Annotated in this window: 16 protein-coding genes; 8 read left to right on the top strand and 8 right to left on the bottom strand. The window is 67.4% G+C overall.

Features of this window, described 5'->3' with window-relative positions; genetic code table 11:
* Positions 1-8: 8 nt before the first annotated feature.
* Entirely contained in the window at positions 9-1,514 is a 1,506-nt protein-coding gene (locus OC159_RS12745) for a VOC family protein (RefSeq protein WP_265501555.1), read from the top strand.
* 60 nt (positions 1,515-1,574) lie between these two features.
* Here OC159_RS12745 and OC159_RS12740 read toward each other — a convergent pair whose 3' ends face one another.
* The 3 genes from OC159_RS12740 to OC159_RS12730 are packed head-to-tail and all read right to left on the bottom strand — an operon-like array spanning position 1,575 to position 3,849.
* Positions 1,575-2,342: a VOC family protein gene (locus OC159_RS12740; RefSeq protein ID WP_265501554.1), complete on the bottom strand. Its 768-nt coding sequence runs from the start codon at positions 2,340-2,342 to the stop codon at positions 1,575-1,577.
* Positions 2,339-2,896: an NADPH-dependent FMN reductase gene (locus tag OC159_RS12735; protein ID WP_265501553.1), complete on the bottom strand. Its 558-nt coding sequence runs from the start codon at positions 2,894-2,896 to the stop codon at positions 2,339-2,341. The genes OC159_RS12740 and OC159_RS12735 overlap by 4 nt, the downstream gene beginning before the upstream one ends.
* Before the next feature lie 11 nt (positions 2,897-2,907).
* Positions 2,908-3,849 carry a ring-cleaving dioxygenase gene (locus tag OC159_RS12730; protein WP_265501552.1) on the bottom strand — a complete coding sequence of 314 codons (942 nt, stop codon included), beginning with the start codon at positions 3,847-3,849 and terminating at the stop codon, positions 2,908-2,910.
* Positions 3,850-3,971: 122 nt separating this feature from the next.
* Here OC159_RS12730 and OC159_RS12725 point away from each other — a divergent pair, with 122 nt between their 5' ends.
* The gene (locus tag OC159_RS12725) at positions 3,972-4,970 is read left to right on the top strand and encodes a LysR family transcriptional regulator (protein ID WP_265501551.1); all 999 of its coding nucleotides are present in this window, start codon (positions 3,972-3,974) and stop codon (positions 4,968-4,970) included.
* Positions 4,960-5,145 carry a hypothetical protein gene (locus OC159_RS12720; protein WP_265501550.1) on the top strand — a complete coding sequence of 62 codons (186 nt, stop codon included), beginning with the start codon at positions 4,960-4,962 and terminating at the stop codon, positions 5,143-5,145. Before OC159_RS12725 ends, OC159_RS12720 begins: the two co-directional genes overlap by 11 nt.
* A gap of 16 nt (positions 5,146-5,161) precedes the next feature.
* On the opposite strand, the gene OC159_RS12715 is transcribed toward OC159_RS12720, so the two are convergent.
* Entirely contained in the window at positions 5,162-6,766 is a 1,605-nt protein-coding gene (locus OC159_RS12715; RefSeq protein WP_265501549.1) for an alpha-glucosidase family protein, read from the bottom strand.
* Between the two features lie 213 nt (positions 6,767-6,979).
* Here OC159_RS12715 and glgC point away from each other — a divergent pair, with 213 nt between their 5' ends.
* The 4 genes from glgC (at position 6,980) to OC159_RS12695 (ending at position 14,343) form a co-directional block, all read left to right on the top strand.
* A complete protein-coding gene (gene glgC / locus OC159_RS12710) occupies positions 6,980-8,239 on the top strand; it encodes a glucose-1-phosphate adenylyltransferase (protein WP_265501548.1) in 1,260 nt (419 codons plus the stop codon).
* Complete coding sequence (glgA, locus tag OC159_RS12705; protein WP_265501547.1) at positions 8,239-9,660, top strand: glycogen synthase GlgA; 1,422 nt, start codon at positions 8,239-8,241, stop codon at positions 9,658-9,660. Before glgC ends, glgA begins: the two co-directional genes overlap by 1 nt.
* Complete coding sequence (gene glgX / locus OC159_RS12700; protein WP_265501546.1) at positions 9,657-11,735, top strand: glycogen debranching protein GlgX; 2,079 nt, start codon at positions 9,657-9,659, stop codon at positions 11,733-11,735. Before glgA ends, glgX begins: the two co-directional genes overlap by 4 nt.
* Positions 11,736-11,958: 223 nt before the next feature.
* The gene (locus OC159_RS12695) at positions 11,959-14,343 is read left to right on the top strand and encodes a glycogen/starch/alpha-glucan phosphorylase (RefSeq protein WP_265501545.1); all 2,385 of its coding nucleotides are present in this window, start codon (positions 11,959-11,961) and stop codon (positions 14,341-14,343) included.
* A 35-nt stretch (positions 14,344-14,378) separates the two neighbouring features.
* Here the strand turns inward: OC159_RS12695 and OC159_RS12690 are convergent, their stop codons facing one another.
* Both OC159_RS12690 and OC159_RS12685 read right to left on the bottom strand, forming a co-directional pair.
* Positions 14,379-15,743 carry an NCS1 family transporter gene (locus OC159_RS12690; RefSeq protein WP_265501544.1) on the bottom strand — a complete coding sequence of 455 codons (1,365 nt, stop codon included), beginning with the start codon at positions 15,741-15,743 and terminating at the stop codon, positions 14,379-14,381.
* Positions 15,744-15,776: 33 nt separating this feature from the next.
* Positions 15,777-16,469 carry an aspartate/glutamate racemase family protein gene (locus OC159_RS12685; RefSeq protein ID WP_265501543.1) on the bottom strand — a complete coding sequence of 231 codons (693 nt, stop codon included), beginning with the start codon at positions 16,467-16,469 and terminating at the stop codon, positions 15,777-15,779.
* 128 nt (positions 16,470-16,597) lie between these two features.
* Between OC159_RS12685 and OC159_RS12680 the strand changes: the two genes are divergently transcribed.
* Positions 16,598-17,269, top strand: a complete 672-nt coding sequence (locus OC159_RS12680) for a GntR family transcriptional regulator (protein ID WP_265501542.1) — start codon at positions 16,598-16,600, stop codon at positions 17,267-17,269.
* On the opposite strand, the gene OC159_RS12675 is transcribed toward OC159_RS12680, so the two are convergent.
* Together OC159_RS12675 and OC159_RS12670 are read right to left on the bottom strand one after the other, a co-directional pair.
* On the bottom strand, positions 17,266-18,003 hold the full coding sequence (locus tag OC159_RS12675) for an ABC transporter permease (RefSeq protein ID WP_265501541.1): 738 nt from the start codon (positions 18,001-18,003) through the stop codon (positions 17,266-17,268). The two genes, OC159_RS12680 and OC159_RS12675, sit on opposite strands and share 4 nt — an antisense overlap.
* Entirely contained in the window at positions 18,000-18,935 is a 936-nt protein-coding gene (locus OC159_RS12670; RefSeq protein ID WP_265501588.1) for an ABC transporter ATP-binding protein, read from the bottom strand. The genes OC159_RS12675 and OC159_RS12670 overlap by 4 nt, the downstream gene beginning before the upstream one ends.
* Positions 18,936-18,942: the final 7 nt, after the last annotated feature.

Below are 18,942 nucleotides of genomic sequence, written 5' to 3'. Positions count from 1 at the left end.
GATCTGCCATGACCTCGGGACTTCACCACGTCACTGCCGTCACCCGCGACGTTCAGGCGAATATCGATTTCTGGATGGGCTTCCTGGGCCTTTCGCTGGTCAAGCAGACCGCCGGGTTCGAGGACGCCAAGCAGTTGCACCTGTTCTATGGCGATGCCGCCGGCAGCCCCGGAACGCTGGTCAGCTTTCTTGTCTGGCAGGACGGTGCGCCGGGGCGCGTCGGTCACGGGCAGGTGGCCGAGATCGCGCTGGCGATCCCGCGCGCCCGCATCGGCGACTGGCTGACCCGCGCCATGCAGCGCGGCCTGCGGATCGAGGGGCCGTTACGCGAATTCGGCGCGCCGGTCCTGCGTCTGAAGGATCCGGACGGGATCATCGTCAAGCTGGTCGGCACCGACCTGCCCGACGGCGGCTGGCCCGCCGCGCCCGCACGACTGGCGGGCGTGACCATCTGGTCCGAGGATGCCGAGGCCACCGCCGGCTTCCTGACCCGCTTCGGCTATTGCCCCGGCGGGGCCGAGGGCGCCGTGATCCGGCTGGTGTCCGAGACGGACGTCCTGGACATCCGCAACACGCGTGGCTTCGTCCCGGGCATCCCCGGCACCGGCATCATCGACCACGTCGCGCTGCGCATGCCCGACGTCGCCGCGATTGCCGTGCATCGCGCGGCCCTGGACGATGTGACGGTGCATGACCGGATGTACTTCACCTCGCTCTATGTCCGTGAACCCGCGAACACGCTGATCGAGCTGGCGACGGATGGTCCCGGCATGGCCGTGGACGAGGCCCCCGACGCGCTCGGCCGGACCCTGAAGGTCCCGCCGCATTTCACCGATGACATAGACCTGCGGCTGCACCTGCCGCAATTCGCCCGGCCGGGCGAGGAAAGGAGACCCATGCGCGACCTGCCCTTCATCCACCGCATCCACACGCCGGAAGATGCCGACGGCTCGACCCTGGTGCTGCTGCACGGCACCGGCGGGTCCGAGACGGATCTGATGCCGCTGGCCAACCGCATCGCCCCGCGCGCCACGCTGCTGGGGGTCCGCGGACGTTCGACCGAGGAAGGCGTGGCGCGCTTCTTCCGGCGGCTGTCGATGGCCAGCTTCGACCAGGACGACATCCGGGCGGAAGCGGCGGCCTTCGCTGCCTTCTGGCACGGGGCGCTGCGGGCCTATGACCTCGATCCGGACCGGCTGACGGTTGTGGGATATTCAAACGGCGCGAATTTCGCCGGCGCGGTGATGGCGCTGCATCCCGGCCTGATCCGGCGGGCGATCCTGCTGCGGCCGATGGCAGTGCTGGACCCGCAGCCCGCGGCCGACCTGTCCGGCGTGTCGGTCCTGACGCTGCGGGGCGCGCGCGATCCCTATGGCGCCTCTGCGCCGGCGCTCAACGACTGGCTGTCGGCCAGCGGTGGCGATCTGGATGCGCAGGTGGTCGCCGCGGGGCACGAGATCGGACCCGATGACATGGCCCGCGCGCAGGCCTGGCTGGGCCGGACCACGGCTTGAAAAAGCCCCGCCGCCGGAAGTCCGGCGGCGGGGGCGTACTCTGGAAATTTTGACACCGGCCTACAACACGGTCGACGTGAACTTGTTCCCCCACGGGTCGAAAACATTTAAAACTTTTTCCTTGCTGCCCCGCAGCGCGATCTCGGCCAGCCCTGCCGTGCCATCGGGACGCCGGCCCGCGCCCCGGCTGTTCCACGTGTTTGCCGCGATGTGGTGGTGATAGCCGTTCCATCCATACCAGGCCGCGCCCGGACCGTCGAAGGTTCGGGTCAGGCCCAGCTGGTCCGCCAGGAATGCATCCGCCTGCGCGACATCGCCTACTTGCAGGTGGACGTGACCGATGGCGGTGCCGTCGGGCGCGCCGCGCCAGGGGCCGTCGGCCGAGGCGGCAAGCTCGTCGAGGTCCAGCCGGGCAGTCATCATCTCGATCCGGTCGCCATGCCGGGTCCAACTGTCGGTGGGGCGGTCGCGATAGATCTCGATCCCGTTCCCCTCGGGGTCGTCCAGGTAGATCGCCTCTGACACGCCATGGTCCGACGCGCCGGTCAGGCGCAGCCCGGTATCGGCGGCATGGCGCAGCCACGCGCCAAGATCGGCGCGGCGGGGCAGCAGGATTGCGGTATGGAAAAGACGCGCCTCGCGCAGGTCGCGCGGGCGGGCGGCGGGATCGCCGCGCAGTTCGATCAGCACCCGCCCGCCGGCGCCAAACCGACGGACGGGGCCGTTGTCGTCAGTCGCAGCCAGGCCCAGGCATCGCTCATAGAACGCCGCCATCGCCGGCAGGTCGCGCACCGTCAGCGCGACGTGGTCGATCGATCGTTTTGTCATCGGACCTCCGTTGGAGTCAGGCTGGCGGCAAAGCCGGCAACGAAGTCGGCCAGTCGCTGGCGGGACCTATCGTCGATCAGGTTCCCCCGATCGTCGAAGAGGTCGCCCGCCCGCGACATCATCAGCCGGCCCTCGAACCAGGGACGGGTATCAAGCGTACGCAGCACCGGCAGCCAGTGCGACTGCGCATGGGCGGTGCCGAAATTGCCCGGAGAGGCGCCGATCACCGCCACTGGCTTGCCCTTGAAGATCTTCAGCCCGTCGCCCCGCGACATCCAGTCGATGGCGTTCTTGAAGACGCCGGGAATGCCGTTGTTGTATTCGGGCGTCACCAGCAGCAGACCGCCGGCCGCCGCCAACTGGTCGGTCAGCGCCGTGACGGCGGCGGGGATGCCCTCGGCGGCTTCCAGGTCGCCGTCATAGAGCGGCACGTCGCGGATGCTGCCGATGGTCAGGGTGACGCCGTCGGGGGCGACCTGCTGCGCGGCGCGCAGCAGGCCCGAGTTGAACGACGCCCGGCGCAGGCTGCCGGACAGTCCCAGGATCGTGGTCATCGTCATCTCCTTCAGGCGAGGGGCTTCAGCCCGGCCTCGATCTGTGTGCGGCGGCCTTCAAGGAAGGGCGGCAGGGACAGGCCCTCGCCCATGCTGTCGCGCGGTTCGTCCACGTCGAAGCCCGGCCCGTCGGTCGCCAGCTCGAACAGGTTGCCGCCCGGTTCGCGGAAGTAAAGGGACCGGAAGTAGTAGCGCTCGACCTCGCCGGAGGTGGGGACGCGGAACTGGCCGACCCGGGCGGTCCAGTCCGAAAGCGCCGCCTGGTCGGGGACGCGAAAGGCGACGTGGTGAACGCCGCCGGCCCCCTGCCGCGCCCGCGGAAGGTTGGGCTGGACCGCGACATGCAGTTCCGCCGCGGCGCCGCCGTCGCCCATCTCGAACACGTGGACTTGGCCGTGGCCGTCCGGGCTGGCATAGTCCCGCACCCGGCGCATGTTCATGACCTGGGTCAGCAGCGCCTCAGTGGGGGCCAGTTCGGGAACCGAGATGGTGATCGGACCGAGGCCCCGGATCTGGTGTTCGGCCGGGACCGGGCTGCGGTCCCAGGGCTGGCCGGCGGGGGTGGGGGCTGCGACAAGGCGCAGGCGCTGGCCCTCGCGGTCCTCGACATCGACGCTGGGGCGGCCGTCGAGGTTGGTGACCTTGCCGGTCGAGACGCCAAGGTCGGTCAGGCGCCCGGCCCACCAGTCGAGGCTGCCCTCGGGCACACGCAAGCTCGTTCTTGTGATTGCATTAGTGCCGCGGCGTTCGCGGGCGGCGGGCCAGTCGAAGAAGGTGATGTCGGTGCCGGGCGTGCCCGCCCCGTCGGCGAAGAACAGGTGATAGGCCGAGGTGTCGTCCTGGTTCACGGTCTTCTTGACCCGGCGGAGGCCCAGGGTTTCCGTATAGAAGCGGTTGTTGCCGGCGGCATCGGCGGTGATGGCCGTCAGGTGGTGGATACCGGTCAGTTGCATGGGATAGCTCCTTTCCTTGATTGCATCCTATATGGCCCAAGCGGGCCGTTCGTGGCAGCCGGGACGGGTGCAACGCGGTGTTCGGTTCTTGCGAACGGTGCGGCGGGCGCTATGGTGGCGGCATGAACTGGACGCTGTCAGACATCCGCACCTTCCTCGCGGTCCTGGACGCCGGCAGCATCTCGGCTGCGGCGGCGCGGGACGACCTTTCGAAGTCGGTGGTCAGCAAGCGGATCAGCGACTTCGAGGCCGAGCTGGGCGTCGCGCTGTTCATCCGACACGCCGGGCGGATCGCGCCAACCGACAGCGCGCTGGCCTTGGCCGAGCGTCTGCGCCCGGCGCTGGCGGAACTGGTTGCCGCGACCGAAAGCGTCACGGCCGAGGCCGAGTTGCGCGGGCGGCTGGCGGTGGCCGCGCCGATGAGCTTCGGCATTCGCCACCTGGGGCCGGTGATCGCGGGCTTTGCGCGCGCGCATCCGGGGCTGGAGATCGTTCTGGAATACGACGACCGGCAGACCGATCTGGGCCGCGCGGGCTTCGACCTCGGGCTGAGGATCGGCCATCTGAAGGACAGCAGCCTGATGGCACGCCGGTTGTGCGAGGACCCAAGGGTCCTGATCGCCAGCCCTGATTACCTGTCCCAGCACGGCGGCGTCGAAAGCCCCGGCGACCTGGCCCGGCACGAGGCGATCGGATACCTGCACGCACGTATGGGCGAGGTCTGGCCGTTCGGCCCGGGAATCGAGCCGCCGCGCCTGGGCCGCATCACGGCCAACAACGGCGAGGCGATGCGCGACATGGCCATCGGCGGGCTGGGACTGGCGCTGCTGCCGTTGTTCATCGTCCATGACGCGCTGCGCGACGGGCGCCTTGCGCAGGTGCTGCCCGACCTGCCGCAGCGGCCGCTGCCGATCAGCGCGGTCTGGCCGCCGGTCCGGCCGATGCCGCGCAAGACGCGGGCGCTGATCGACCATGTCGCTGCCGCCTTTGCCGAGGCGCCGCCCTGGCAGCGGGGGCTGCTGCGTCCCGCGACCGCCGGGGGGCCGGCCCCCCGGACCCCCCCTGTCGGCACTGCGCCCGACGCGTTCCCCCGAACTGCAAGGACAGAAGATGCTGGTTGACCCGAATGCCCCGTTTTTCAAGCCGCTCTGGGTGCGGGTGCTGAGCGTGGTTCTGCCCCTGCTGTGGGCGGCGGTCGAGCTGTGGACCGGGAACCCGTTCTGGGCGGTGCTGTTCGGCGGCGCGGGACTCTATCTGGGGTTGGCGCTGTTCGTCTGGAGGCGGCCGGGGCGCTGACGCCCCGGCGGGCCGGTCAGCACGTCAGGGTGACGGCGCCGTCGAGCCAGGCGAAGCCCTTGGCCGGCAACAGAAGCCTGTCGCTGTCCAGCCGGGCCTGCGACGGGCCGTCCAGCGAGGTGGCGCCCTGGACCTGCAGCGCCTGCGGGTGGTCCGACAGGTTGAAGGCGCAGGTGAGGGTCTGCCCGTCATGCGTGCGGTGGAAGGCCAGCACGGGTTCCGGCAGGTCCAGGAACGAGGTCTTGCCCCAAAGCAGCGGGTCCTGCGCCTTACGGAAGGCCAGGATCGCTATATAGGTCGCCAGCACGCTGTCATTGCGGTCCTGCTGGCCAGCCACGGCGCGCGCCGCCTGCGGGTCCTTGACCGGCAGCCACGGTTGGGCGTCCGAAAAGCCGGCATGGGGCTGCGACGCGTCCCAGACCATCGGCGTGCGGCAGCCGTCGCGGCCCTTGATCTCGGGCCAGTAGCGCAGGGCAGGGGGGTCGGTCAGTTCCTCGAAGAGCAGCTCCGTCTCGGTCTGGCCCAGCTCTTCTCCCTGATACAGGCAGACGGTGCCGGGGAAGGACAAAAGCATCGCCGCGGACAGCCGGGCCAGTGCGTCGGGGTCGCAGGCGTGGTCGCCCCACCGGGTGACATGCCGCGCCACGTCGTGGTTCGAGAAGGACCAGCAGGCATGGGCGTCCGGTGCATTTTCCTGCAGGACCCGGATCGTGTCGCGGAAATGGCGGGCCGAGAAGTTCCGGCTCAGCATCTCGAAGCTGTAGCACATGTGCAGGCGGTCGGTGCCGGCGGTGTATTCGGCCATGATGTCCAGCGCGGTCTTGCCGTTGTCGCCGACCTCGCCCACCATCATGCGGCCGTCGTATTCATCGGTCAGAGCGCGCATGCGCTTCAGGAACGCGATATTCTCGGGCTGGTTGCGGGAATTGACGTGGCGCTGCCAGGCATAGACGTCGGGGCCGTCGTATTCGGTGTTGGGCGGGTTGTTGCGCAGCTGCGCGTCGTGGAAGTAATAGTTCACCGTATCCAGCCTAAAGCCGTCCACGCCACGCTCCAGCCAGAAGCGCATCGTGTCCAGCAGCGCGTCCTGCACGGCCGGGTTCCACAGGTTCAGGTCCGGCTGCTGGATCAGGAAGTTGTGCAGATAATATTGCCGCCGGCGGGGTTCCCATTCCCAGGCATGGCCGCCGAAGACGGCCAGCCAGTTGTTCGGCGGCGTGCCGTCGGGATTCGGGTCGGCCCAGACATACCAGTCGGCCTTGGAATTGGTGCGGTCGGCGCGGCTTTCCGTGAACCAGGGATGCTTGTCGCTGGAATGGCTGATGACCTGGTCGATGATCACCTTCAGCCCCAGCTGGTGCGCCCGTTCCACCAGCGCGTCGAAATCGGCCAGCGTGCCGAACAGCGGGTCGATGTCGGTATAGTCGCTGACGTCATAGCCCATGTCCTTCATGGGCGAAGTGAAGATCGGCGACAGCCATATCGCGTCCACCCCCAGCTGCGCGACATGGTCCAGCCGCCGCGTGATGCCCGCAAGATCGCCGATCCCGTCGCCGTCGCTGTCTTGAAAGCTGCGGGGGTAGATCTGATAGATCACCGCGTCGCGCCACCATTCCGCCATGTCGTCACCTTTCGGATGCAAGGGATTCGCCGCCAGTCAACCACGAGCGGCGCGGGATGGCAAAGGCGGTCGGGCAATGAGGGGCATTGCGGCACCTTGCGGCACCGCTAAGGTGGGGTCGGGGCGGCTTGGGAAAAAAATGTTCGCCCCGGTGGCGGCGCTGTCGGGGCCAAGGTCGTTAGTATCGAAGATGTTCTTGGGGAGGATGTTCAGATGGCGGAAACGCAGCGTGTGACACGGCGGGCCATGGCCTTCGTTCTGGCGGGAGGGCGCGGCAGCCGGTTGAAGGAACTGACCGACCGGCGGGTGAAGCCCGCGGTCCATTTCGGCGGCAAGGCGCGGATCGTCGATTTCGCCCTGTCCAACGCCATGAACTCTGGCATCCGCAAGATCGCGGTCGCCACCCAATACAAGGCGCACAGCCTGATCCGCCACTGTCACCGCGGCTGGAACTTCTTCCGGGCCGAACGCAACGAGTTCCTGGACATCCTGCCCGCCAGCCAGCGGATCGAGGGCGAGCATTGGTATCGCGGCACGGCCGATGCCGTCACGCAGAACATCGACATCGTCGACGACTATGACGTCGATTACGTCATCATCCTGGCGGGCGATCACATCTACAAGATGGATTACGAGATCATGCTCTGCGAGCATCTGGACAGCGGCGCCGACGTGACCGTCGGCTGCCTCACGGTTCCGCGGGAAGAAGCAACCGCCTTTGGCGTCATGGACGTGGACGACCAGGGCCGCATCCTGTCGTTTCTGGAAAAGCCCGCCGATCCGCCCGCGATGCCGGGCCATCCCGACAAGGCGCTGGCGTCCATGGGCATCTATGTGTTCAGCTGGCCCTTTCTGCGCGACCTGCTGCTGCGCGACGCCCAGGACCCGAATTCCAGCCACGACTTCGGCACCGACCTGATCCCGGACATCGTGAAGAACGGCAAGGCCATGTCGCACCGCTTCGACGAATCCTGCGTGCGCACGGATGGCGGGCCGGCCTACTGGAAGGACGTGGGCACCATCGACGCCTTCTGGAGCGCCAATATCGACCTGACCGACTTCACGCCCGAACTGGACCTGTGGGACACGGACTGGCCGATCTGGACCTATTCCGAAAGCACGCCGCCCGCCAAGTTCATCCACAACGAGAAAGACCGGCGCGGGATCGCCATTTCCTCGATGGTGTCGGGTGGCTGCATCATCTCGGGGACCGAGATCCGCGATTCGCTGCTGTTCACCAAGGTGCACACGAACAGCTATGCCATCCTGGACCATGCGGTCGTTCTGCCGCATGTCACGGTCCAGCGCCACGCGCGGTTGCGCAACGTGGTGATCGATTCCCGCGTCGTCATCCCCGAAGGGCTGGTCGTGGGCGAGGATCCGCAGGACGACGCGAAGTGGTTTCGCGTCAGCGAAAGGGGCGTCACCTTGATCACGCAGGACATGCTGGACCGTCGGGCGGCGTCGTCGTGATGCAGGTTCTGTCCGTTGCGTCCGAATGCGCGCCGCTGGTCAAGACCGGCGGCCTCGCCGATGTCGTGGGGGCGCTGCCCGGGGCGCTGGCGGGCCAAGGGGTGCGGATGCGTGTCCTGCTGCCGGGCTATCCGGCGGTGATGGGCGCGCTGTCGGATGCGCAGCGGGTCGGCTGGTTCGACGACCTGTTCGGGGGTGGCGCACGGCTGGTCCAAGGGCGGGCGGCGGGGCTGGACATCTTGGCGATCGATGCGCCCCACCTGTTCGCGCGGCCGGGCGGGCCGTATATCGACCCCAACGGGCGCGACTGGCCCGACAACCCTGAACGCTTCGCCGCCCTGTCCTGGATGGGCGCGCATGTTACGGTGCATGGCGCTGGCGACTGGCATCCGCAGGTGCTGCACGGCCACGACTGGCAGGCGGGTCTTGTCACCGAATACATGCGCCAGATGGGCGGGCACAGACCGACGGTGCTGACCATCCACAACATCGCCTTCAACGGCTCGACCGATCCCGGCCGGGTGCAGTCCCTGCGCCTGGACCCCTGGCGCTTTCATACCGAGGGGTACGAGTTCTGGGGCTCGATCTCGGCCCTGAAGGCCGGGCTGATGGGGGCGGATGCGCTGACGACCGTGTCGCCCAGTTATGCCGAAGAGCTGATGACCCCTCAGTTCGGCATGGGGCTGGAAGGCGTGATGCAGCACCGCCGCCACGTCCTGCACGGCATCCTGAACGGCATTGACGACAGCGCCTGGAACCCCGCGACCGACCCCGCCATCGCCCGCTATGACAGCCCCGAGGGCAAGGTCGCCGCCAAGGCTGCCCTTCAGGCCGAACTGGGGCTGCCCCAGGCCGAGGGGCCGCTTTATGTCATCGTGTCGCGCATGACGCACCAGAAGGGGCTGGACCTCGTGCTTCAGATCCTGCCCGACATCCTGGACCAAGGCGGACAGCTGGCGGTGCTCGGGTCGGGCGATCCGGGGCTGGAACATGCGTTCCGCCAGGCTGGCGAGGACCCTAACGTGTCGGTCCGCATCGGCTATGACGAGCCGTTCTCGCATCGCCTGATCGCGGGTGGCGACGCCATCCTGGTGCCGTCGCGGTTCGAACCCTGCGGGCTGACGCAGATGTACGGGCTGCGCTATGGGACCATTCCGGTCGTGGCGCTGACGGGCGGTCTGGCCGACACGGTCATCAACGCCTCGCCCGCCGCCTTGGCCCAGGCGGTGGCGACAGGAGTGCAGTTTTCGCCGGTCACTGCGGATGCGCTCTGCAATGCGCTTTCGCGGCTTGGCGCGCTCTATCGGGACCGCGACAGCTGGTCCCAGCTGCAGCGGAACGCAATGGCGCAGCCCGTGGGCTGGTCCCATTCCGCCCGGGCCTATGCGGATCTCTATCGCAGCCTGACCGGGGCCGAATGACCGACCGCTTCAGCATCTCGGCCGGGCACCCCACGCCGCTTGGGGCGACCTTCGACGGGGCAGGCGTGAACTTCGCGGTGTTTTCCCAGCATGGCGAACGCGTGGTGCTGTGCCTTTTCGACGAAAAGAACCGCGAGACGCGCATCGATCTGCCAGAGCGCGAAGGCCATGTCTGGCACGGCTATCTGGAGGGGCTGCGCCCCGGCCAACGCTACGGCTATCGCGTTCACGGCCCCTATCGCCCGCAAGAGGGGCACCGCTTCAACCACAACAAGCTGCTGGTCGACCCCTATGCCAAGCAGCTGACCGGTAAGCCCGCGGCGCATGACGCGCTCTACGGCTATCGTGCCGGCCATGCGGACGAGGACCTGTCCTTCGACCGCCGCGACAGCGCCCATTACGTGCCGAAATCGGTGGTGGTTGACCCTGCCTTCACCTGGAACGACGACCGTCCGATACGCCGCCCGATGACCGAGACGGTGATCTACGAGGCGCATGTGAAGGGGCTGACCGCAGGGCGTGCCGACATCGCGGGACGGGGCAGCTTTGCCGCCATGGCGTCAGAGCCGGTGCTGGACCACCTGGTCCGCCTCGGCATTACCGCGGTCGAGCTGCTGCCCGTCCATGCCTTCGCCGACGACCGCTTCCTGACCGACCGGGGGCTGACGAACTACTGGGGCTACATGTCCTACGGCTTCTTCGCGCCCGATCCGCGCTATCTGCGGGGCCGCGACATCGCCGAGTTCCAGCAGATGGTCGCACGCTTCCACAAGGCCGGGATCGAGGTGATCCTGGACGTGGTCTACAACCACACCGCCGAAGGCAACGAGCTGGGGCCGACGCTGTCGTTCCGCGGCCTGGACAACGCGGCCTATTATTGCCTGGAGGAAGACCGCCGCTTTTACGTGAACCATGCGGGCACCGGCAACATCCTGAACCTGGACAGCCCCTTCGCGCTGCGGCTGGTCATGGACAGCCTGCGATACTGGGTGCAGGTGATGCATGTGGACGGGTTCCGTTTCGACCTGTGTTCCGTGCTGGGCCGCACTGGGGGAGAGTTCGACCGCGACGGGCCGTTCTTCCGCGCCGTCCGCCAGGACCCGGTCCTGAACCGCGTCAAGCTGATCGCCGAGCCGTGGGACATCGGGCCGGGCGGATACCAGTTGGGTGCCTATCCCGCGCCCTTCGCCGAATGGAACGACCGCTTCCGCGACCAGGTGCGCGGCTTTTGGCGCGGCGATCCGGGGCTGATAGGCAAGCTTGCCAAGCGCGTCGCCGGATCGGCCGCGCGCTTCGACCACGACGGGCGGGCGGCCAGCAGTTCCGTCAACTTCGTGGCCGCGCATGACGGGTTCACGCTGATGGACACCGTGAGCTTCAACGACAAGCACAACAAGCCCAACGGCGAGGAGAACCGCGACGGCCACAACCACAACCTGTCGGACAACATGGGGGTCGAGGGGCCGAGTGCCGACCCCGCCATCCGCGCCCGCCGCAACCGCCGCCGCCGCAACCTGGTCGCGACGCTTCTGTTGTCGCAGGGCACCCCGATGCTGCTGGCGGGGGACGAACTGGGCAACTCCCAAGGCGGCAACAACAACGCCTACGCCCAGGACAACCCCATCGGCTGGGTGGACTGGGACGACGTCGATCCGGTCTTCCTGGACTTCGTGCGCCGCGTGATCGCGTTTCGCCAGGCGCATCCGATCCTGCGCCAGAAGCGGTTTTTGCACAGCCAGCCGCGCGAACAGGATGGCCTGCCCGACCTCTTCTGGCGCCGCGCCGACGGCCACCCGATGACGCCCGCCGACTGGAACGACCCCGACGGCCGCCTGCTGGCGGCAGAGATGCGAATGGCGCGTGGCACGCCCCCCTATGCCGCGCTGCCGGGGGCGGTGTTCGTCGTCATCAACAACGGCTCCGACGCGCGGGTTCACCTGCCCGACGCGCCCGACGGCCAATGGCACCGCCGTCTGGACAGCGCGGCGGACGGCGAAGTTGACTTTCCCGCCATCGCGGTGGAACCGATTGCGGCGGAAAGCGTGGTGGCCTTCGTCCTCTGCCCGATGGACTGATGCCGGCGCTGCCGCGCCCGGCGCCCCTGGGCCGGAATGCCACAACCTCCGCGCGAATTCCGCTCAGCACCAATGTTTGACTTCCCAATCAGCCGGAAGGCTGGCAACAGGGCACCGCTAGACGGCGGACGTTTCCGACGCCGGCAGGCCTGCGGCAACCCGGTATCGGAAACGCGGCCGCGCCTGGTTGCCGTAACTTACCTTTCAGCCGACGAGGCCGACATTGACCCATGCACCTTCGGCGCAGGACCTGCGCGAGAAAATCCTGTACCATCTGACCCATACGCAGGGTCGGGGACCGGAATTCGCGACCGTCTTCGACTGGCGGCTGGCGGTCAGCTTCGCGGTGCGCGACCTGATGGTCGGCCCTTGGGTCGACGCGATCCGCGCTGCCCGCGACCAGGGCGCCAAGCGCGTCTATTACCTGTCGATGGAATTCCTGATCGGCCGCATCCTCGGCGATGCGATCATCAACCTGCGGCTGGAACCCGCCATGGGCGAGGCGCTGACCCAGCTTGGCCTGGACGAGCAGGAGATCCTGGACAACGAGCCCGACGCCGCGCTTGGCAATGGCGGCCTCGGCAGACTTGCCGCCTGCTTCATGGAGTCGCTGTCGTCGCTGCGCTGCCCGGCCTTCGGTTATGGCATCCGCTATGAACACGGCCTCTTCCGCCAAAGCTTCGAGAACGGCCAGCAGGTCGAACGCCCCGAGGACTGGCTGAACCAGCCGCACCCGTGGGAATTCGTGCGCATCGACTACAGCTATCGGATCGGGTTCAAGGGCCATGTCGAGACGGTCGACGGCCGCGCCGTCTGGCAGCCGGGCGAAAGCGTCATCGCGCGCGCCTATGACACGCCTGTCATCGGCTGGGGCGGGGACTGGGCCAACAGCCTGCGCCTGTGGGGGGCGCATCCGACGACGCTTCTGGACCTGCCGCGCTTCAATGCCGGTGACTATACCGCCGCGGCCGAGCCCGAGGCGCTGGCCCGGACGCTGTCGCGGGTTCTTTATCCCGATGACACGACCGAGTCCGGCAAGGAGCTGCGGCTGAAGCAGGAATATTTCCTGACCTCGGCGGCGCTGCAGGACATCCTGCGCCGCTTCCTGGCCGAACATGGCGACCTGGACCTGCTGCCGCAGAAGGTGGCGATCCAGCTGAACGACACGCATCCCGCCATTGCCGGGCCGGAACTGATCCGGCTGCTGATGGACGACCACGGCCTGCCCTTCGCCCGCGCCCGCGACCTGGCGCGCGCGACGCTGAACTATACCAACCACACCCTGCTGCCCGAGGCGCTGGAGCGGTGGTCGACGTGGCTGATGGGCCGCATCCTGCCGCGCCACATGCAGATCATCCAGATGATCGACGACGACCACCGCGACACGACCAACCGTCCGGCCCACGTTGGCATCGTCCACAACGACCAGGTGCACATGGGCGAACTGGCCTTCATCATGTCGGGGAAGGTGAACGGTGTCTCGGCGTTGCACACGGACCTTGTCAGGGACACCGTTTTCGCCGACCTGCACAAGCTTCACCCCGGCCGGATCGTCAACCAGACCAACGGCGTCACGCCGCGCCGGTGGCTGCGCATGTCGAACCCGTCGCTGACGCGCCTGCTGGACGACACCATCGGCACCGGCTGGACCAGCGATCTGGACCAGCTGAAGGGGCTGGAGGCGCATGCCGACGACGCGGGCTTCCGCGACAGCCTGCGTGCGGCCAAGCGCGCGAACAAGATCTGGCTGTCGAACGGGCTGCTGGCCGACCTTGGCGTGAAGGCCGACCCTGACGCGATCTTCGACGTTCAGATCAAGCGCATGCACGAATACAAGCGGCAGCTTCTGAACATCCTGGAGGCAATCGCCCTGTGGCAGCGAATCCACGACGATCCGAACGGCAACTGGGCGCCGCGCGTCAAGATCTTCGGCGGCAAGGCCGCGCCCGGCTATTGGTTGGCCAAGTCGGTGATCCACCTGATCAACGACGTGGCCGCGACCATCAACAGCGATCCGGTCACGTCGAAGTTCCTGCAGATCGCCTATCCGTCGAACTACAACGTCTCGATGGCCGAGGATCTGATCCCCGCCGCCGATCTGTCCGAACAGATCAGCACCGCGGGCAAGGAAGCGTCGGGCACCGGCAACATGAAGTTCACCATGAACGGCGCGCTGACCATCGGCACGCTGGACGGCGCCAATGTCGAGATCCGCGAGCTGGTCGGCCCCGAGAACTTCTTCCTGTTCGGCTTGACGGCTGATGAGGCGGCGGCCGAAAAGGCCCGTCACGGTCACGCCCGCGCCGCCATCGAGGCCAGCGAAGACCTGAAGGTCGCCCTGCAGCTGATCGCCGAAGGGCGCTTCGGACGCGCCGAGAGCTACTATTCGCTGCTGGACCGGACCTGGAACGACGACCCGTTCCTCGTCGCCTCGGACTTCGACGCGTACTTCGCGACGCAGAGGAAGGTCGACCGGGCCTTTGCCGACACGGCCGACTGGGACAGGATGGCAGCCCTGAACATCGCGCGGTCGGGCTTCTTCTCGTCCGACCGGACGATCCGCGGCTATATGCGCGACATCTGGGACACGCAGGCCATCACCGCCTGAGGGCCGGCCCCCGCGTCGCAGCGGGGGCCGCCGGATCAGTCGCGGAAGCGGCGCGCGGCTGGCATGTACTGCATCAGCGCCCAATAGCTGACGCCAGCCGGGATCAGGCTGGCATACCAGCTGACGGCCGAGAACCACAGAGCAGCCACTACGCCGATCACCGTCGCGATCAGCGCCGCCGGGTTCACGCCCCGGTACGGGCCGTCGGCGTCGTAGAGGTGATCCAGGTTCAGCGTCTGGCGGCGGATGACGTAGTAGTCGACCACCAGGATCGCGAAGATCGGCCCCAGGAAGGCGCTGTAGGTCTGGATGAAGATCCCAAGCCCCGCCGCCGATTCGTCACGCACCAGCAGCCAAGGGAAAGTCGCGAAGGCCAGAAGGCCAACGATGACGGCGGCCGCCTTGAAGGGCAGCTTGAAGACGTCCATCATCGCGTAGGCCGGCGGCACCACGTTGTTGAGGATGTTCGTCGTCACCTGCGCGAAAGCGATGAACAGCAGCGTGACCACCAGAAGGATCTTGTTCTCGACGGCGCTGGCGAAGACGCGGATCGGGTCGACCTCGCCGGTCGCGCTGGAAACCATCAACCCGATCAGCCCCATGAACAGCGTGGCGGGCAGGATCGAATTGGCATAGATCGCCACCTGCTTGCCCGACCCGACCCGGTGCTGCAGTTCGCGCGAATAATCCGACACGTTCAGCATCATTGTCGAATAGACGCCCAGGAACAACATTGTTGCACCCCAGAAGGGTGCGCCCCAGGTGCCTTCGGCCTGCAGCAAGTTGGTGCTGATCGCGTCGCCATAGCGGCCGATGACGCTGAAGAACATGTAGACCAGCGCGCCGATGATGAAGACGGCGCCGATGTTCTCCAGCCATTTGATGCCGTGGAAGCCCAGAACCGACAGACCGATCTGCAGGAACTGGAAGCCGATGAAGAAGACCCAGATGTTGGAATAGCCGAACATCGTTTCGCTGACGAGGTTCAGCGCCCCGGCGCCGATCCAGCTTTGGAAGCCGTACCAGACGATGGCCGGGACCGATCGCACCAGCGCGGGCAGGCGTGTTCCGCCGAAGCCGTAGGCGGAACGTGCCTGCACCATGAACGGGATGCCGTACTTGTGCCCCGCGCGGCCGTTGATCATCAGCGCCACGCCGATGACCGTACAGCCGATGGCGATGGCCAGCACGGTCTGCAGAAGGTTCAAGGTGCCGACCAGACCCGATCCCACCGTGAATGTGCCGATGGACACGCAGCCGCCCAACCAGGCGAACAGGTAGGACCATGGGTCCATGATGCGCACCTGCTGGGGGGCCAGCGTTTCCTCGCCCAGTTTCTTGTCGCCGGCGGCATGGGCCGCGCCCGGCGCAAGGCCGGCGGTCGTCTCCGAGTAGGTCATGTCAGACTCCCTGTCTGAGGATTGGCTGTTGTCTTACTTTTTGTTGGGGGTCGCGTAGGCCCCGATCTTCGACGTCTTCAGCCCGGCGCCGACCAGCGCCTCGGCCAGTTTCGTGGCGACGGTCACGCCGTCAATGACCGGAATGCCGGTCTCGACGCTCAGCCATTCGGTCAGATCCGACATGCCGGCGCATCCCAGAACCACCGCCTCGCAGCGGTCCTCCTCGATGGCGCGCAGGATTTCGGCACGGACCTGCTGTCGTGCATTCGATCCGGGCTGTTCCAGCGCAAGGACGGGAATCGCCGCCGAGCGGACGCGGCGGCACTGGTGGTCCAGCCCGTATTTGCGCACCAGTTCCTCGATCACGGGGACTGACCGAGGCAGGGTGGTGACGATGGAGAACGACGTGGCGATCATGCTGGCGGCCTTCACGGCGGCCTCGCAGATGCCGATGACGGGACCGGTCGCCACCTCGCGGCAGGCGCCGATGGCGGGATCGTCGAAGCAGGCGACGACGATGGCGTCGGCGTCGCGGGCGTCCTGCACCTCTCGCAGAAGGTGGGCGGCGGACATGACCTCGTCGAAGTGGCCTTCGATGCTGGCGGGGGCGCCGTGGGCGGTGCGGCCCTCGATCGTCGTGCCGGGGGCTGCGATCGCGCGGGCCGAAGCGACGATCTTGTCGGTCATCGAGACGGTCGAGTTGGGGTTGATGACGACCAGTTTCATCCGGTTCTCCATGTCGTGAGTCGCAACATTGATAACACGGATTGTTAACAATCCAATTCTTTATTTACTGCTAAAATAGCGGGCGGATTCGCATTGCGAACGCTGAAGCAAGGTGCAATTGGAAAACCATGGACAAGCCTTTGGAAGCCCTCATCGTCGACAGCATCCTTGACGCCATCGGAGACCAGCGGCTGCGCGCAGGGACCAAGCTTGGCGAACAGGCACTGTCCGAGATTTTTGGCTGCAATCGGCTGCATGTCCGCCGGGCGCTGTCGATGCTGACGGGCTGGCAGGTGGTCGATCACCTGCCCAATCGCGGCGCCTATGTCGCCACGCCGACGCCGCAGGATGCGCATGACGTGTTCCAGGCCCGTCGTGCGATCGAGACCACGATCTGCCGCAATGCCGTGCGGCAGGCGACACCCCAAGACATCGCCGACCTGCGCGCCCATCTGGCCGAGGAGGACGCGGCGCGCGGGCACGACAACCGCCCGGTCGCGATCCGGCTGTCGCGGGGGTTCCACATCCTGCTGGCGCGGATCGGTCGCAATCCCGTGCTGGCGCGCTATCTGGATGAACTCACGATGCGGTCCTCGCTGATCATCGGGCTTTACGGCACCGGTCACGCGACGCTCTGCGCCGAGGACGAACATGCCCGCATCACCGACGCGATCGAGGCTCGGGACGAGGTGCAGGCCTTGGCGCTGCTGGACCAGCATCTGCGCCATATCGAGGCCGGTATCCATTTCGACGACGCCGCCCCAGCGACGGGCGCGCTTTCGGTGGCCCTGCGGCGCTAGCGGTTCAGGCCGGTTCGGGCGGCCGCCATCCGTTCAAGCGCCTGAAACCCTTCGTGCAGCAGCACGGCGATGATGCCGACCACCATGCCGCCCTGCAGCACGAAGGCGGTGTTCGACGACAGAAGACCCGCGATGATGACCTCGCCCAAGGTCTTGGCCGCCACGGTCGAGCCGATGGTGGCGGTCCCCAGAGAGATCACCGCCGTCAGCCGCATGCCCCCCAGGATCACCGGCAAGGCCAGCGGCAGGTCGATCTGCGTCAGGCGCTGTCGGGGTGTCAGGCCCATGCCGCGCGCCGCCTCGGCCACCTGCGGGGGCTGGCCGGTCAGGCCCGCCAGCGCGTTTTCGAAGACCGGCAGCAGGCCATAAAGGAACAGTGCCACCAACGTCGGCCCCGCGCCGAAGCCCATGACCGGCACCGCCAACGCCAGTACCGCCACCGGCGGGAATGTCTGCCCGACGCTGGTGACGGTGCGCGCCAGCGGCAGGAACTCTCGTCCCGCAGGCCGCGTCACCAGCACCGCCAGCACCAGCGCGATGACGGTCGAGGCAATGACCGCCACCGCCACCAGCGCCAGGTGCGACAGCGTCAGCGACCAGAGCGGCGTCTGGGTATAGATCGCGGGCGCATTGTTGCGGGTGACGGGCTGGAACAGCCAGGCAAAGCTGGTGGGCGTCAGCAGAAATGCCAGCAGGAACAGGACCGCCGCAGCCAGCAGCAGCCGTCCCGTCATTCGGCCGCCCGGGCGGTTGGCGCCGCATGCGCCTGAAGCGCCGCCAGCGTGACGATGCCGCCGCCCTCGACCGGCACGGCCGACCGCCCGGACCAGAGGCATTCGGCCAGGGCCTCGCGCAGGCTGGCGTCGCGGGCGATAGGGGCGCCGGGGGCGTCGCCATCGACTGCGATGGCATGCGCGGGCGTCAGCGACAGAAGGTGGAAGGGCCGTTCCCGCATCCCGATGAGGTCGCGCACGAAGGGGGTGGCGGGGGCGGTCAGGATCTCGGACGGGGGGCCGTATTGGACCAGCCGGCCCTTGTCCATGACGGCGATACGGTCGCCCAAGGTCACGGCCTCTTCCATGTCATGGGTGACCAGGATCAGCGTCGTGCCCAGCTGGCGCTGGATGTGGCGCAGGTCGTCCTGCGCCTTGGCGCGAATGACCGGGTCCAACGCGCCGAAAGGTTCGTCCATCAGCAGCAGGTCAGGCTTGGCCGCGAGCGCCCGCGCCACGCCCACGCGCTGCTGCTGGCCGCCCGACAGCTCGTGCGGCATGCGGTCGCGGAAGGCGGCGGGGTCCAGCTGGAACAGGGTCAGCAGCTCGTCCACGCGGTCCCGGATCTGGTCGGCGGTCCAGCCCAGCAGGCGCGGCACCGTGGCGATGTTCTGCGCCACCGTGCGGTGCGGAAAGAGGCCGTGCCCCTGGATCGCATAGCCGATGCGGCGGCGCAGCAGATAGCCGGGCAGGTTGTGCGTGTCCTCTGCGTCGATCAGGACCTGGCCGCTGGTGGGCTCGACCAGCCGGTTGATCATGCGCAGAAGCGTCGTCTTGCCCGACCCCGAGGTGCCGACAAGGGCCGCGATCTGCCCGGCCTCGACCGTGAAGCTGACATCGTCCACCGCAGCCACGCCGTCATAGCGCTTGGTCAGGTTGCGGATCTCGATCATGTCCGAC

This window comes from Paracoccus beibuensis (assembly GCF_026162625.1).
Classification (GTDB): domain Bacteria; phylum Pseudomonadota; class Alphaproteobacteria; order Rhodobacterales; family Rhodobacteraceae; genus Paracoccus; species Paracoccus beibuensis.
Note: the sequence above shows the minus strand (reverse complement) of the source record. Positions and strands in the feature narration are given on the sequence as shown.

Bases quoted from the DNA above. Each gene is read 5' to 3' on its own strand.
- OC159_RS12725 (WP_265501551.1), top strand. From the start codon at position 3,972: ATGAACTGGACGCTGTCAGACATCCGCACCTTCCTCGCGGTCCTGGAC.
- OC159_RS12720 (WP_265501550.1), top strand. From the start codon at position 4,960: ATGCTGGTTGACCCGAATGCCCCGTTTTTCAAGCCGCTCTGGGTGCGG.
- OC159_RS12670 (WP_265501588.1), bottom strand. From the start codon at position 18,935: ATGATCGAGATCCGCAACCTGACCAAGCGCTATGACGGCGTGGCTGCG.
- OC159_RS12745 (WP_265501555.1), top strand. From the start codon at position 9: ATGACCTCGGGACTTCACCACGTCACTGCCGTCACCCGCGACGTTCAG.
- OC159_RS12680 (WP_265501542.1), top strand. From the start codon at position 16,598: ATGGACAAGCCTTTGGAAGCCCTCATCGTCGACAGCATCCTTGACGCC.
- OC159_RS12740 (WP_265501554.1), bottom strand. From the start codon at position 2,342: ATGACAAAACGATCGATCGACCACGTCGCGCTGACGGTGCGCGACCTG.
- OC159_RS12690 (WP_265501544.1), bottom strand. From the start codon at position 15,743: ATGACCTACTCGGAGACGACCGCCGGCCTTGCGCCGGGCGCGGCCCAT.
- OC159_RS12685 (WP_265501543.1), bottom strand. From the start codon at position 16,469: ATGAAACTGGTCGTCATCAACCCCAACTCGACCGTCTCGATGACCGAC.
- glgC (WP_265501548.1), top strand. From the start codon at position 6,980: ATGGCGGAAACGCAGCGTGTGACACGGCGGGCCATGGCCTTCGTTCTG.
- OC159_RS12730 (WP_265501552.1), bottom strand. From the start codon at position 3,849: ATGCAACTGACCGGTATCCACCACCTGACGGCCATCACCGCCGATGCC.
- OC159_RS12675 (WP_265501541.1), bottom strand. From the start codon at position 18,003: ATGACGGGACGGCTGCTGCTGGCTGCGGCGGTCCTGTTCCTGCTGGCA.
- OC159_RS12715 (WP_265501549.1), bottom strand. From the start codon at position 6,766: ATGGCGGAATGGTGGCGCGACGCGGTGATCTATCAGATCTACCCCCGC.
- glgA (WP_265501547.1), top strand. From the start codon at position 8,239: ATGCAGGTTCTGTCCGTTGCGTCCGAATGCGCGCCGCTGGTCAAGACC.
- glgX (WP_265501546.1), top strand. From the start codon at position 9,657: ATGACCGACCGCTTCAGCATCTCGGCCGGGCACCCCACGCCGCTTGGG.
- OC159_RS12735 (WP_265501553.1), bottom strand. From the start codon at position 2,896: ATGACCACGATCCTGGGACTGTCCGGCAGCCTGCGCCGGGCGTCGTTC.